Origin of the sequence: Alkalicoccus luteus (assembly GCF_052061695.1) — a bacterium.
Taxonomy (GTDB): domain Bacteria; phylum Bacillota; class Bacilli; order Bacillales; family Salisediminibacteriaceae; genus Alkalicoccus; species Alkalicoccus luteus.
The window spans coordinates 238,536-252,294 of the sequence record NZ_JBPZEY010000002.1 but is presented as its reverse complement, the minus strand read 5'-3'; the positions used below and the strand labels follow the sequence as shown (position 1 = coordinate 252,294).

General features: G+C 45.8%; 11 protein-coding genes. 1 reads left to right on the top strand and 10 read right to left on the bottom strand.

Features of this window, described 5'->3' with window-relative positions; genetic code table 11:
- Positions 1-186: 186 nt before the first annotated feature.
- The 7 genes from ACSZLD_RS03460 to ACSZLD_RS03430 form a co-directional block, all read right to left on the bottom strand.
- Positions 187-1,335 carry an MFS transporter gene (locus ACSZLD_RS03460; protein ID WP_377908326.1) on the bottom strand — a complete coding sequence of 383 codons (1,149 nt, stop codon included), beginning with the start codon at positions 1,333-1,335 and terminating at the stop codon, positions 187-189.
- 228 nt (positions 1,336-1,563) lie between these two features.
- Complete coding sequence (locus ACSZLD_RS03455; protein WP_377908324.1) at positions 1,564-2,769, bottom strand: EAL-associated domain-containing protein; 1,206 nt, start codon at positions 2,767-2,769, stop codon at positions 1,564-1,566.
- Positions 2,766-3,626: a PHP domain-containing protein gene (locus ACSZLD_RS03450; RefSeq protein ID WP_377908323.1), complete on the bottom strand. Its 861-nt coding sequence runs from the start codon at positions 3,624-3,626 to the stop codon at positions 2,766-2,768. The genes ACSZLD_RS03455 and ACSZLD_RS03450 overlap by 4 nt, the downstream gene beginning before the upstream one ends.
- Positions 3,623-4,453 (bottom strand): NAD(+) synthase, encoded by an 831-nt coding sequence (nadE, locus tag ACSZLD_RS03445; protein ID WP_444684223.1) that lies wholly within the window; start codon positions 4,451-4,453, stop codon positions 3,623-3,625. The genes ACSZLD_RS03450 and nadE overlap by 4 nt, the downstream gene beginning before the upstream one ends.
- Before the next feature lies 1 nt (position 4,454).
- On the bottom strand, positions 4,455-4,784 hold the full coding sequence (locus ACSZLD_RS03440; RefSeq protein WP_377908321.1) for a hypothetical protein: 330 nt from the start codon (positions 4,782-4,784) through the stop codon (positions 4,455-4,457).
- Positions 4,785-4,841: 57 nt separating this feature from the next.
- On the bottom strand, positions 4,842-5,270 hold the full coding sequence (locus ACSZLD_RS03435) for an acyl-CoA thioesterase (RefSeq protein WP_377908320.1): 429 nt from the start codon (positions 5,268-5,270) through the stop codon (positions 4,842-4,844).
- Entirely contained in the window at positions 5,267-7,528 is a 2,262-nt protein-coding gene (locus ACSZLD_RS03430; protein ID WP_444684303.1) for an AAA family ATPase, read from the bottom strand. Before ACSZLD_RS03430 ends, ACSZLD_RS03435 begins: the two co-directional genes overlap by 4 nt.
- A 91-nt stretch (positions 7,529-7,619) precedes the next feature.
- Here ACSZLD_RS03430 and ACSZLD_RS03425 point away from each other — a divergent pair, with 91 nt between their 5' ends.
- Positions 7,620-8,294: a TVP38/TMEM64 family protein gene (locus ACSZLD_RS03425; protein WP_444684222.1), complete on the top strand. Its 675-nt coding sequence runs from the start codon at positions 7,620-7,622 to the stop codon at positions 8,292-8,294.
- On the opposite strand, the gene ACSZLD_RS03420 is transcribed toward ACSZLD_RS03425, so the two are convergent.
- The 3 genes from ACSZLD_RS03420 to selA form a co-directional block, all read right to left on the bottom strand.
- The gene (locus ACSZLD_RS03420; protein WP_377908318.1) at positions 8,190-8,696 is read right to left on the bottom strand and encodes a VanZ family protein; all 507 of its coding nucleotides are present in this window, start codon (positions 8,694-8,696) and stop codon (positions 8,190-8,192) included. The two genes, ACSZLD_RS03425 and ACSZLD_RS03420, sit on opposite strands and share 105 nt — an antisense overlap.
- Positions 8,697-9,413: 717 nt before the next feature.
- On the bottom strand, positions 9,414-12,134 hold the full coding sequence (acnA, locus tag ACSZLD_RS03415; protein ID WP_444684221.1) for an aconitate hydratase AcnA: 2,721 nt from the start codon (positions 12,132-12,134) through the stop codon (positions 9,414-9,416).
- 127 nt (positions 12,135-12,261) lie between these two features.
- Positions 12,262-13,659, bottom strand: coding sequence for an L-seryl-tRNA(Sec) selenium transferase (gene selA / locus ACSZLD_RS03410; RefSeq protein WP_444684220.1), 1,398 nt, complete (start codon positions 13,657-13,659; stop codon positions 12,262-12,264).
- Positions 13,660-13,759 lie beyond the last annotated feature (100 nt).

Below are 13,759 nucleotides of genomic sequence, written 5' to 3'. Positions count from 1 at the left end.
AATTTCATCCAGCTCTTCATTTCGCAATAGAGATATCGTATCCCATTGAACGTACATTAGCAGAAAAAGTGCTGTAATGACTGCAGCATATATCCATTTGCCTATACTCATTTGCCCCCCTCCTTTTAACAAATATTGAATACATATCCGACGTCTTATACCCAGTATAATCGAACCGAAACGGTTTCACGACTCTTGAGGCTCAGCTTGATGCTTTCTGTAAAGCAGCGATCCAATAAAACCGGCAGCGGCCATGATCGCCATAAGCACGTATAAGAACCGTACGTCAGCTGCTTCAATAACAGTTCCCCCAACCGAAGAACCAATTACGCCGGATACTCCAAAAAATACAGAAATTAAAAGTAAATGTGCTGTCGACATCAATTCTTTCGGCGCCAGCTTTCCTACATACTGAATAGCTGTTAAATAAAGCATGGCAAATGCGATACCATGTGTCGGCTGAATAAGCAGTATCATATAAGGGTCCTGTGCAGCGGCCAACAGCGCCCATCGAACGGTATAAACCGCAGCGGCGATAGAGATCAGTGTAAGGGGCTGATATCGCCTCATCCAATACACACTTCCTGCAAACATTGCTGCTTCCGCTGAGACACCAATAAACCAGGCCCAGCCGATAAGTGCCTCGTTTCCGCCCAGCTCTACCATATAAAGTCCGATAAAGGTGTCATTCATCCTGTGAGTTAAACTGATGGAGAGGATAAATGCTAAAAATAGCAGGAGTTCCCTGCGTCCGAGCAGTTTAAAGGCATCTTTCAGTGATGCTTTTTTAGAAGCTGGCACGCTGTCCGGTGAGCGGAATGCCAACAGAAACGCTCCAGTAATAAACAGCAAAAACACATAATAGATCGATTGAATACCCGTATAGCTGAGGACATACCCACCGCCAAGTGAAGCAGTAGCAAATCCAATAGAGCCCCACATTCGGATGCTCCCAAACGATATTCCGGTTTCTATTGCTTTTTTTTGAGCGAGGCTGTCACCCAGACCTCCGGCTGGAGATAAAAACGAGAAAAACAAGTAAACGGCTGGAATAAGCAGCAAAAACTGCTCAAGCTGAAACATGACTGCTCCTACAAAAGCGGCTCCTGCCAAACAAATCAGGAGAATCAGACGAACTGTTTTCCATTTATCGCTCATAAAACCCCAGAAGGGCTGTGCAGCAATAGCAGCTGCAGGTCCTACGGCCATTAACGTACCTATTTCAGACGGGGATAAGCCCATCGATTGAAAATAGACTGGCAGATAGCTGATAATGATCGTCATTGACGCGTGAAAAAACAAAAGTGTGCCCTTTAAATTATGAATCGCATTCATTGCTGTTCCTTTCAGCTGTTTCCGACTAGGGAACAGCGTTAACATTGAAAAAGCCCGTATGTTTAGTCATCATAACGGGCTTCAGTCTTGTCCATTCGGTGTCGTCATCTCATCATAAATCTGCTTTTTTTGCAGAAAAAGAGCGATTTGATTATATACTTTGAAGTAAATGTTTCATCCTCAGCTTGATTCTTACATCCACATCTTTATCACGTGATAACCGCTTGCTTACATGAACCAATTTTGTTCATACAAAAATAACGGATCTACATCAATAAATAAAAAGTGGTCACTGTGAAGCGGATGCGAATACGTAAGAATCAGCTCATTTGTCTCAATGTCTCTGTATTTATCTGACAGCATGCCATTGCGGTTGAATGCCATTCGTGACATATGATCGAGAAAATAGACTCTCCAGCTCCAATTCTTCCCCTTTGCCTGGTCATCCTTTTTCCATTCTCCGGAACGCTTCGTCCAGTTAGCGGACAGCTGGTAACCGTACTCATCACAGATGTACATTCGAAAGGCTTCCTTATGGAACGTGCTTGCCGCATCTCTCATCATTTTTTCAGAATCTTTTGTTTGCACGAGCTGACGCAGGTTATCATCCATCCGCTTAACGAATTCCCGTTCATGCTTCAGCCTGCGGCTGTGGCGGTCAATAAAGCTGTGAATGTCAGCTCGAACGGTTTGCTCGAAAACGCTGCTATTCAGTACCTCTTGTACTTCCCTTCCAAAGTATTCTCCCTGATAATAATAGCCGCCATATCTCCACGCAACATGAAACTGCTCTGCGTCTTCGATCCCTTTAAAATGAAGCGATGCGCCAATTTTTCTCGCAAAATAGGAGAGCGTATCAAGTATTTCACTGTACGTAGTGTAGGAACTGGACGTTTTTAAATCGGAAACATCTATTTTTATGATATTAGGTTCTAACTTAGCAAACTGCTCCAAATGTGTATCCGCAATTTTTATGTTATCAAGACTGACTTCGTAGCCGGAGGCCTTTAAGTACAATATCGAGTGACTTAATTCATCAAGACGCCCCTCGAGCCCGGCTGAGTTTATTTCCACGACAAACTGACTTGCCTCAAGCCCCCACCCTTGGAATTCCTGCAGCAGCTCCATCAAATCTTCAATGGCATCCAATTCAGTAAAAACTTCCGGCAGCATATTCATAAACAGCTTTACTGCTTCCTGCTCATTTAAAAGCTTTTCAGCGGCAAGCCTGTACAGCTGCTTATCCAGTTCCCATTTTAGCGAGATATCATTATCAGCGGAGGTGAAGAAGGCTTTTAACGGAATGGTTTCCCCATTTTTATGCATGCATCCAATCACTTCATATCCGGCAATTCGGTATTTTTCAGCACCGATTATCGGTTTAAGCGCCGCATCGATTGAATTATAATGTTGTCGAATATCATCTTCATTCATTGACTGAGGCCCCCTTCAACAAAAGTGAGAATTCGGACCGCTTCTTTATATGGAAGTGGCGAAGCTCCTAGAGATTCTCCTGGTCTGCCGAAAGATTCGTGGTGATAATCCGTCCCGCCTGTTTTTAAAAGGAGCCGGGAATCGGTTTCTGCTTCTTCCGCCATTTTTTGATAACGAACTATGTCTTCAGCATGATGATCACGATGGTAAATTTCAATGCCGTCCAGCCGGCAGTCCCGAAGCCATTCGCTGACTGCGGGGTCCAAGCCGTAATATACAGGATGAGCGATAACAGAAAAACCTCCTGCTTCTTGAATCAGGGACGCTGCCTCAAGCGGATGAACTTCTTCCCGCTTCGGCACGTAACAGGGCGCCGAGGAGCCGACATAGCGACTAAATGCATCTTGAATGGAGTGGGCGAACCCATAGTGTACCAGTGCTTTGGCTAAATGAGGGCGTGCTGGAACAGACCCTGTGACGAACTGGAGGACATTTTCTTTCGTTAAGGATGCCCCTTGCTTACGGCACAGCTCCAGCATTCTCTCCATCCGATCCGTTCTGTCATCGCGCATTCGTTTAAGATAGGTCTGAAGTATCGTGCTGGTTTCATCAAAACCGTATCCAAGAATGTCGACGCTTACGCCATTAAATGAAGCAGAAAGCTCTATACCGTTAATAAAGGTAATGCCTTTTTCTCTGCATGTCATTCGTGCCTTTTCTAAGCCCTCTGTAGTATCATGATCCGTTAGAGACATGATAGTCACTCCGGCCTGCCACTGCTTGATAACAAGTTCTTCAGGACTTAAGAAGCCGTCTGAACAAGTGGAGTGACAGTGAAAATCGGCGCTGCCTGTCACCCCTGCCACCAGTAATCGTGAACCGTCACAGGCAGCTGCCGCTTGTGCTCCGTCTGAAGGTAGCGCTGTTCAAGGTTTTCTCTGGCTTCCGGCTCAATTTCTTTGCCCTCCAGATAATCGTCGATCTGTTTATAGGTAATGCCCAGTGCTTCTTCGTCTGAGAGGAGCGGTCTGTCACTTTCCAAGTCTGCTGTAGGTGCTTTTGTGTATAGTCTTTCCGGCGCCCCCAGTTCTTTTAACAGCAGCGCGCCTTGGCGCTTAGTAAGCCCGAAAAGCGGTGCAACATCGCATGCGCCATCACCAAACTTCGTATAAAAGCCAGTTACTGCTTCAGCTGCATGATCAGTACCAGCTACGAGGCACTGATAGTGGGCTCCCAGATCATACTGCACCTTCATACGTTCTCTAGCTTTCGTGTTGCCTCGGATAAAATCGGAAATGTTTTCATCTGTAGCTGCTTGAAATGCATTTACAGAAGCATCGACTGCTTCTTTTATATTTACTGTCACTGTCTTAGATGGTGCAATAAATTCGAGTGCCTGTTCAGCATCTTCTTCATCCTGCTGAACACCGTAAGGAAGCCGTACAGCAAGGAATGTAAAATCCGCATGTTCTTCTTCTTCATTAAGTTCATTAACTGCAGCTTGAATCAATTTACCGAGCAGGGAGGAATCCTGCCCGCCGGAAATTCCGAGCGTGTACCCTTTCATTCCGGACTTCTTCAAATATGCTTTTAAAAAATTTACTCGTGAACGGATCTCTTCTTGCACATCAATTTCAGGCTTTACTTGAAGCTCGTGAATGATTTCTTTTTGAAGATTATGCATGCTACCTCATCCTTTCATGGTTACTGCCTGCTCTCATCCGGAGCTTCAGCAGTTTTTCAAGCTCTCCCTCTTGTTCTAATATACGGAATTCATCGGCTCCAATTAAATCAAAATGCGGATAAAGCCTGTCTTCATGAATCCACGTCTCATGCAGTCCATAAGTCAATCCCCATTCAATCAGCCGGCCTCTGTCCGAACAGGCTGCCTTCGTAACGGTATTATACTGTGGAAAGCGTTTGTCATACCAGAAGTGTGTCAGAAAGGCTACGTTGCCGGAGCGGACGGATCGCTTCCATGCAGCCAGCTCTTGTTTGGTGACCCCGAAAGCCATTCGTTCCTCATCCCTTTCCTAAAGCCTTCTCCCATGCGTCTATCATACCACGAGCTTTTATGGGTGTGAAAAGGACTGAACCGCTTTTTCATACACCTGATGCCAATGGGGATATTTTTTCTTCATGCTTCGCGGACGAAAACGATCAGCATCAACCAGCACATGTTCACTCTTACCGGTCATACAAAGCCTTTCTCCAGCACTGATTTCGTAGCTGTATGTAACACGCAGTCCGTTATAACTCGCGACTCTCGTCTGCACCGTTACCGTATCTCCGAATTTTGCGGGCGCTTTATAAGACGCCTCAATGGAAGTCACCGGGGCGAGTATGCCCTCTTCTTCCATATCATGGTAAGGAATGCCAAGCTGGGCCATCAGAGCTGTACGTCCTACTTCGCACCATATGAAATAGTTTGCGTGGTAGACGACACCCATTTGATCGGTTTCTGCGTAGCGCACAGGAATCTCCGTTTCATTTATCATCATGCTTCCTCCTTCAGTCTGGTGAAATCGGCCATCATAAGCTCATTGATACTGCGTGATTCATTCTGCAGATAAGCAGCAGCGTGCTGCTGTACAGCTTCACTGACTGCATCTTTCATATCCCTTGCGTTCCCTGAGAATGTTTTCCCGTTTAATGCCTCGCGAAGCTGTTCTGCCGTTTCGTTGCTTACCTCATACCCGAACTTTGAGACGTGATGCAGCAAGATTCGATGAAGCTCATCCGTCCTGTATGGAGGGAACTGAATTTGTTTTTTAAATCGGGAAGTAAGACCAGGATTTGATTGAAGAAGCTTTTGCAGCGGCTCTTCATACCCTGCCAAAATAACGACCAGGTTTTCACCATACTTAGTCATTTCTTCTACAAGTGTATCGACAGCTTCTCTGCCGAAATCGTCACCCGGACGATAAAGCGAGTAGGCTTCATCAATAAACAATACTCCTCCGAGAGCTTTTTTAATTATTTTTTTTGTTTTCAATGCCGTTTGTCCCGAATAACCAGCCACCAGATCGGCCCGGCCTGCAGTGATTAAATGTCCGCGCTTAAGAAAGCCAAGCTCTCCCAATATTTGCGAAAAAAGAGAGGCGACAGTTGTCTTACCAGTTCCAGGCGGACCGGTAAATAACGAATGAAGCTCTACTGGGACAGGAATATAGCCTTCATCTCTTCTGCGCTGCTGTACCTGTGCAAAAGAGGCCAGTGTCATTACTTCACGCTTCACCTCATTTAGACCGATTAAGTTTTCTAATTCAGCCTGGGGTTCCTGATTGATGGCTTCAGTTGACTTACGAAAAGAGGCCGGCTGCAGAACTGCCAAATTATCTTCTGTAAAAGCTTGCTGCTCAGCAGCTTCCGCCCCCTGAGTGAAAACTGCCTGTCGAATGATTTCCTCCGCAGTCCTCGCATTTCCAAAACTTTCGTCAACCATTTCTTCTTCAAGACGCTGACGAATGATCGGATAAGTGTCCTCGTGCAAGATAAAGTCATTGTCCAGCGCAGCTTTTTCAGCTATTTCAATTAGCTCTTCCATGCTGTAATCAGGCAGGTGAATAAAATTCTGCTGCGGAAAACGGCTGCGAAGTCCAGGATTAGCCTCCAGAAAACCTCGCATGTCATCTTCGTATCCGGCGAGAATAACTGCAAATGTACCCGCAAACTCTTCACTCGTCATCGCTGCAACAAGTGTATCTACAGCTGTTTGGCCGTAGTCTGACCCGGAGCTGTCCTGACGAAAGAGCGTATGTGCTTCATCAATAAACAAAACACCTCCTGAAGCCTGCTCAATGACCGCTCTCGTTTTTTCTTCTGTCTGCCCTACAAATGCCCCGACGAGCCGGGATCGATCTGCCTCGACAACCGATTCTTTCGGAAGCATGCCAAGCTGATGATAGATGCTGGCAAGCAGCCGGGCAACAGTCGTTTTTCCAGTGCCGGGATTCCCGGTCAGAATCATGTGCAGACTTCTTGTGTTGCTGCTGTAGCGGCCAGTTCGCTCCCGTTCCTGTTCAAACTGCAGATAGAAAAACAGCTGTTTCACTCGGTTTTTAACTGAATTGAGACCGGTCATTGCTTCGAGTTTCACAAGTGCATCCGGCTGATCGTTCTGATGATCTTCATACTGGCTGTTCCATGCATCAGCCAGTTTCATAACCTCGTGAAGCTTTTGATCCAGCTCATTTTTAGCGCTTTTAGAGGCATAAATGCCGCTGATTGATGAGCTGTAAGCTTCAGCAGCATCATACGCCTCTTTTACGGCTTTCGGCATCTTATCCAGTAAGCCGGTAATGATAGTAACCGTTGCAGCTTCCTCGCTGTCATGATCGATTGAACAAACCTTTTCTGCTTTCAGCTGATACGACTGGAACATGTTTAATGTTTTTCTAGCCTGTTCTAACTGATGCTTCATTTTTTCTGCTGATTTCTTCTTTCCCTGCGCGTGATCAGTTTCTCTTATTTTGGGAAATCCTCCGGCAAACCAATCCTGCTCAAACACACGGTAGAGTAATTTTTGCACGGTGATGCACGCATTTTCTGATGGCTCTCCATGCTCGAATACATCATTTAAGTAGGCATCTGCCCGGTCATCCATCGTTTGTTTACGAATATACCGGGCAGCAGCAGCTAAAGCCTTCCATTCTTCTTGCGCAGGATCATCGGTTGGAAGAGATGATAATATACGGATAATTTGATTTTCGTTTAACAGCTCCAGAGGCTGATGCTGAAGCTGTTCGAGCTGTTCCATTTGATTCACGTGATGTCCACCTTTCTGTGTATCGTTTTACGAGGCTTAAAGAATGGATTATACTGTATGAGTACCTGAAGGAGGAAAGAAAATGCGTCAAAAATGGCTTATGATCGCGCTGACAGCGGGTGCTGTACTATTACTTTGGATTTACCGTAACGATCTGCTCCTTTGGATTGAACAAGCTGACGCTTCTTCCATAATCCCTGTAACGGTGATTGCCGTATTCATGTCATTATTCCCCGTTATTCCATATCCAATCGTTGGAGGCGTGATCGGAGCGGCTTACGGGCCTGCTGGAGCGCTTATCGTTTGGTTTGGCTCAACTGCAGCCTCAATTATTTTTTTTATGATGGTCCGCTACGGCGGGTTTCAGGCTGGTGGAAGAAAGCTGATTGCCAAAAGCAAATACAGCGACAAGATCACCCTTATGTTCGAAAAAAATGCGTTCATGGTGCTCACAGTTCTGCGAATGATACCAGTGATCCCTTCGATTATTCTGAACGCTTACGGCGGAATAAGCAGGATTTCGTTTTTTATCTATTCCATCGCCTCTGCTATCGGTAAAATACCGGCTATGATTTTGTTCGCGATGATTGGTCATTCAATTGTAACAAATCCAATTGAACTTCTATATATGGCAGTTATTTATATCATCTTTTTAGCGATCGTTTACGTCATTTACCGGCGATGGATCCGTCCGGCCGAAAAAATGCCTCAAAGCGGCGTAAACTACATACCCGACAGCCCCGCCGACCGTATTTAAGATAACATCATCCACATTCGCAACCCGGTAGGTAAACAGGTATTGAACCGTTTCAATAAATGTCGAAAGAACAGCAGCTGCGGCTGCTGTTTTGATGAAGCCCACTTTTCGTAAAAGCTTTCCACGGTTCAGCAAAGCCGGGAAAAGCAAGCCGAACGGAAGGAAGAGAAGAACGTTTCCTCCGAGGATAATTAGCGGATCCAGCCAGTTTTCACTGTATACTGCAATCCGGTAAATACTTAAAAAAGGCTCCAGATTATAGTTGCGTCCTCCCGGGCCCTGTAAACCGAATGATGAGCCGTGATTCCATGCCAGGAATACAATATAAAAAAGAATGCTTATGTATGCTGTAAATGTAAATAAGAGAAGCGGGCGCACCCGCTTCAAGCGTTTTTTATTCATCGATCATACCTCCATGCACGTTCCCCTCCTATTATGGATAACATCCAGGTGTTTGACAAGAAACAAGGTGCTGCACCGCTTGAATAACCTCATCAAGTGCATGCTGTCGTCTCGCAGATGATCAGAAAGAACCTCGTCGGACTGCCGGCATCATCTTCAACAGGTGCATAATTTAAGACCTGCGTTATTTTGAAGAATGAGTCAATAGGCAGTCAGGCAGCCAGCGTGGCCGACGGCAGCTTCGTATATGGTCGATAAGCAGATTCAGCTTCTGTTAACGTCAGCTTCTTCATTTAACGCATTTATTATATGCGAAGAGCTTCTTATACTGAAGTGCCCCTTTTGCGACATATCTCGAATACTTTAGTGATTCCAGTTCACCAGGGACGATTAAGACAGTCTGAAGATGCAGTGCTGTACAAATATGCGAACAGCATCAACGCACGAGCGGAGCCGGACCGGCTTTTGAAGGCTTCTTATGAGAAGCCTGTGTCCGAGTGAAGCCGCGCCATCCTCCCGCGCCATTATCCCTGCAGGAAGGGGTCACCCTGAGTAATAGCTGAAGGCCAGCCCACGCCAGGCAAGGTAAGCAAAAGAGAAAGTCAACTAAACGAATAAACATGTAAGTTGAAAGACTTTTTCAACAGCTTGAAGAGGCCCTCCAGATGGAGGGCCTCTCATGTTACCGGCATTACCCGGCTGCTTTACCTTTCTGTTTTAGTTATGCTGAAGTGTGTTGCGCAGTACCATCTGGAGAATGCCTCCGTGACGGTAGTAGTCAATCTCCACTTCACTGTCGAAGCGAGCAAGAACTTCAAATTCTGTTACTTTTCCGCTCTCTTTGTCAGTCGCCGTAACATTTATCATATCACGAGGCTGAATGTCATTCGTGATGTGCACATCGATGTGCTCAGTCCCTTTTAGACCAAGTGAATCTGCGCTTTCGCCCTGCTTAAATTGAAGCGGCAGTACGCCCATCAGAACGAGGTTGCTTCGGTGAATCCGCTCGAAGCTCTGTGCAATAACAGTCTTAATACCGAGCAGGTTCGTACCCTTTGCTGCCCAGTCACGGGAGCTTCCCATACCGTAATCATTACCAGCAAGAACAACGAGGCCTGTATCTTCTTCGCGATACTTCATGCACGCGTCATAGATAGGCATCACTTCACCTGTAGGCCAATGCGTTGTATACCCGCCTTCTGTACCAGGAGCAAGCTGGTTTTTAATACGTATGTTGGCAAATGTACCTCTCATCATCACTTCATGATTTCCTCGTCGGGAACCATAAGAGTTAAACTGGGAAGGCTTCAGCCCTTTTTCCATTAAAAACTTTCCAGCCGGGCTGTTTTTTGCAATAGCACCTGCAGGTGAAATGTGATCAGTCGTAACAGAATCACCGAGCTTCGCCACCGGTCGAAGTCCAGTCAATTCCTTCACGTCCTCAGGTTCTGGAGACAGGTTTTCGAAGAACGGCGGGTTCTGAATATACGTAGACTCATCATCAAATTGATAGAGATCACCATCTGGTGTATCAAGCTTGTTCCACTGCTCATTGCTATCAAATACGTGTGCGTATTCCTGCTTAAAGAGTTTTGGATCAACTGCTTGCTCCATAGCATTCTGAATCTCTTCGTTTGAAGGCCAGATGTCTTTGAAGTAGACCTCTTCTCCGTTTGCATTCGTAGCTAAAGGCTCGTTATAGAAATCAATATCTACTGTGCCTGCGAGAGCATACGCTACTACAAGCGGCGGAGAAGCAAGATAGTTTGCTTTTACCAGCGGATGGATTCTGCCTTCAAAATTTCGGTTACCACTCAGGACGGAGGCAACAGTCAGATCTTCATCCGCAATGCCTTTTTCAATTTCTTCAGGTAGTGGCCCGCTGTTACCGATACAAGTCGTACATCCATAACCGACAAGATTGAATCCGAGTTGATCCAAGTATTCCATCAATCCTGCATTTTCAAGATACCCCGTAACTACTTTTGATCCAGGCGCCAGACTTGTTTTTACATATTCAGGTACATCAAGTCCTTTTTCGACAGCTTTTTTAGCGAGCAGACCTGCTCCAAGCATAACGTGCGGGTTTGATGTATTGGTACAGCTTGTGATTGCAGCGATCGTGATAGAGCCGGTCCCTAAAACGGACTTCTTGCCATTTGGATGTGTAACCTCAGCCTGCTTGCTGATCTCTTCAGGTGAAAGACCAAAGCCTTTGTTGCTGACAGGTGCAGTAAGAGCCTGCTGCCACTCTTTTTTCATATCAGCAAGTCTGATCAGATCCTGAGGTCGTTTTGGACCAGAAAGGTTTGGCTGGATAGCACCAAGATCAATTTCCAATACATCCGTAAATTCCGGATCTTCGCCGCCCGGCGTATAGAACATCCCGTTTGCTTTTGTATACGTTTCAACAAGATTGACGAGTTCTTCGCTTCTGCCTGTAAAGCGCAGGTAGTTGAGCGTTTCATCATCTACTGGGAAGAATCCGCAGGTAGCACCGTATTCTGGAGCCATATTGGAGATTGTCGCGCGGTCGGCAAGCGTCATATCTGCCAGACCAGGTCCGTAAAATTCTACAAATTTACCTACTACATTCTTTTCACGGAGTGCCTGCGTTACTTTGAGAGCAAGGTCGGTGGCCGTAGCTCCTTCCGGCATCGCACCGGTCAGGTTCACACCGATCACTTCCGGTACCGGGAAATAGGAAGGCTGCTGAAGCATGCCTGCTTCGGCTTCAATGCCTCCAACACCCCAGCCTAAAACACCAAGACCGTTAATCATCGTAGTGTGGCTGTCAGTTCCAACAAGCGAGTCAGGAAATGCGATTGTCTCCCCGTTCGCATTCTCATTTTCCTGCACGACGTTCGCCAGATACTCAAGGTTTACCTGGTGCACGATTCCGGTTGCAGGAGGCACAGCACGGTAATTATCAAGAGATTTCTGAGCCCAGTTTAAAAATTTATAACGCTCAAGGTTTCTTTCAAACTCAAGCTCCATGTTTTTTCGCAGAGAATTTGCGGAACCGAAGTGGTCGACCTGTACCGAGTGGTCAACAACGAGGTCTACTGGAATGGCAGGATTGATTTCTTTCGGATCTCCACCAAGATCAGACATTGCTTTACGAAGAGACGCCAGATCGACAACCGCTGGAACGCCTGTAAAGTCTTGAAGAATAACTCTGGATGGCTTAAACGGAACATCGACATTTTTAACTTTGTCCGTTCCCCAATTAGCGAGGTTTTCAACGTGCTCTTCCTTAATGACTCTTCCATCATATTGACGGAGTACAGATTCGAGCAGAACCCGGACGGAATAAGGAAGTTTTTTTACATTCCCAATACCAGCTTCTGTAATGGAATCCAGATCATAGTAATGGTATGTTTTCCCGTTTACTTCAAATGATTTTTTCGAATTGTAAAGCGTTTTTTCTGATGACATATGTATTCCCTCCTCTGAGATAATCATATAATACATTTTCAAAATTGTCTAAATCCTGAAAACACTGGTATGAACCCAGTCATCCATTATTATGAAGTGAAAACGAATACAATGCAAGGTCATGTGCTTACTTTTCCGCATCGAGATTCTGGAGTGCGGCTGCCAACTGGATGAAGTCTTCTTTTGCAATTGTTCTGAAATCCAGCAGATAGTGCTCCTGGCTTATTCTTCCTACTACAGGGATCTCAGCTTCTCTCAATTTTCGTTCCAGCTCATTTGTCTCCAATAACGGATTTTTGATGGACAAGGCGAAAGAAGGAATTTCCGTAACAGGCATCGTCCCTCCGCCTATTTTAGATGTCACAGGAACGATATCAAGCTCTAACGTTTGAAATGCTTGATCCTCCAGGAAAGATACAATGCGTTTCTTTACGTCTTCAGATGTCGCTAAAATATCCCGGACTACCGGAATGTGTTCGGCTGGACTTCCGTAACTGTATTCAAATAATGTAGCCTCAAGCGCTGCCAGTGTAGCCTTATCAAGACGCAGCACTCTGGCCAGCTGATGGCGGCGCAGCTGATCAATGCATTTCTTTTTCCCGGCAATTATGCCTGCCTGAGGACCTCCAAGAAGCTTGTCTCCGCTAAAACTTACAATGTCCGCATTTTTAACAGCTGTCCGGATAAGCGGCTCCTGTCCAATATTATGCTGCTGAAAATCATAGAGTGAACCGCTTCCCAGATCGTCATAAATAATCACGCTGTCTGGAACAGCCTCTTTTAATTCAACTGGAGCTACAGATGCTGTAAAACCCTTTATAGCAAAATTGCTTGTGTGCACCTTCATGATCATAGATGTAGCTTCCGTCACGGCTTCCAGATAGTCGCTGAGATGTGTTTTGTTTGTAGTACCTACTTCTTTTAAATGAACTCCGCTCATTTCCATAATCGATGACACTCTGAAAGAGCCGCCAATTTCGACTAATTCTCCGCGCGATACAAGGACGTCCCCTGGAGCCGCGAGTGCTTTAAGTACAAAAAAAACAGCCGCTGCATTGTTATTCACTGCCACGGCCGCCTCTGCTCCGGTTGCTTTACAGATTAATTCTTCAACGTGACTGCCGCGGGAACCTCTTTTCCCGTTCTCCAAATCATATTCAAGGGTCGAGTAGAACCCTGCCGCCTCCATCATATGTGCCAAAGCAGCTTGACTTAATCTAGCACGTCCAAGGTTTGTATGAAGCACTGTGCCCGTTCCGTTAATAACTCTTCTTAAACTGAACGGATGCTTCCGCTGTGCCTTAATAAGTTTAAGCTTAATATCATCAAGTAACGTTTTTTTATCTGACGGCATTTTTTCACCCTGTAAGATAGAGGTTCTCGTTTTGGTTACTGCCTCTTGAACAAGTTCCGTTACATAGGCTCTTGTCATACCGCCCTGTTCAAGCTGACGCACTTCCGGCTCTTCTAGCAGTCGATTCACAGAAGGCAGTAAACGCAGCAGCTGTGCTCGTTCTTCATTCACGCCTCGTTCAGCTCTTTCCTCTTCTTCTCATCCTGATAGACACCGTAAGAATATATACTGGCCCCTGCAATAACCAGCAGTTTAAGCAACAATTTAGCCA

What these genes read in the sequence shown, in the direction of transcription:
- ACSZLD_RS03420 (WP_377908318.1), bottom strand. Translation starts at nt 8,696, where the DNA reads ATGAATAAAAAACGCTTGAAGCGGGTGCGCCCGCTTCTCTTATTTACA.
- nadE (WP_444684223.1), bottom strand. Translation starts at nt 4,453, where the DNA reads ATGCATAATCTTCAAAAAGAAATCATTCACGAGCTTCAAGTAAAGCCT.
- ACSZLD_RS03440 (WP_377908321.1), bottom strand. Translation starts at nt 4,784, where the DNA reads ATGGCTTTCGGGGTCACCAAACAAGAGCTGGCTGCATGGAAGCGATCC.
- ACSZLD_RS03430 (WP_444684303.1), bottom strand. Translation starts at nt 7,528, where the DNA reads ATGGAACAGCTCGAACAGCTTCAGCATCAGCCTCTGGAGCTGTTAAAC.
- ACSZLD_RS03460 (WP_377908326.1), bottom strand. Translation starts at nt 1,335, where the DNA reads ATGAATGCGATTCATAATTTAAAGGGCACACTTTTGTTTTTTCACGCG.
- ACSZLD_RS03455 (WP_377908324.1), bottom strand. Translation starts at nt 2,769, where the DNA reads ATGAATGAAGATGATATTCGACAACATTATAATTCAATCGATGCGGCG.
- ACSZLD_RS03425 (WP_444684222.1), top strand. Translation starts at nt 7,620, where the DNA reads ATGCGTCAAAAATGGCTTATGATCGCGCTGACAGCGGGTGCTGTACTA.
- ACSZLD_RS03435 (WP_377908320.1), bottom strand. Translation starts at nt 5,270, where the DNA reads ATGATGATAAATGAAACGGAGATTCCTGTGCGCTACGCAGAAACCGAT.
- acnA (WP_444684221.1), bottom strand. Translation starts at nt 12,134, where the DNA reads ATGTCATCAGAAAAAACGCTTTACAATTCGAAAAAATCATTTGAAGTA.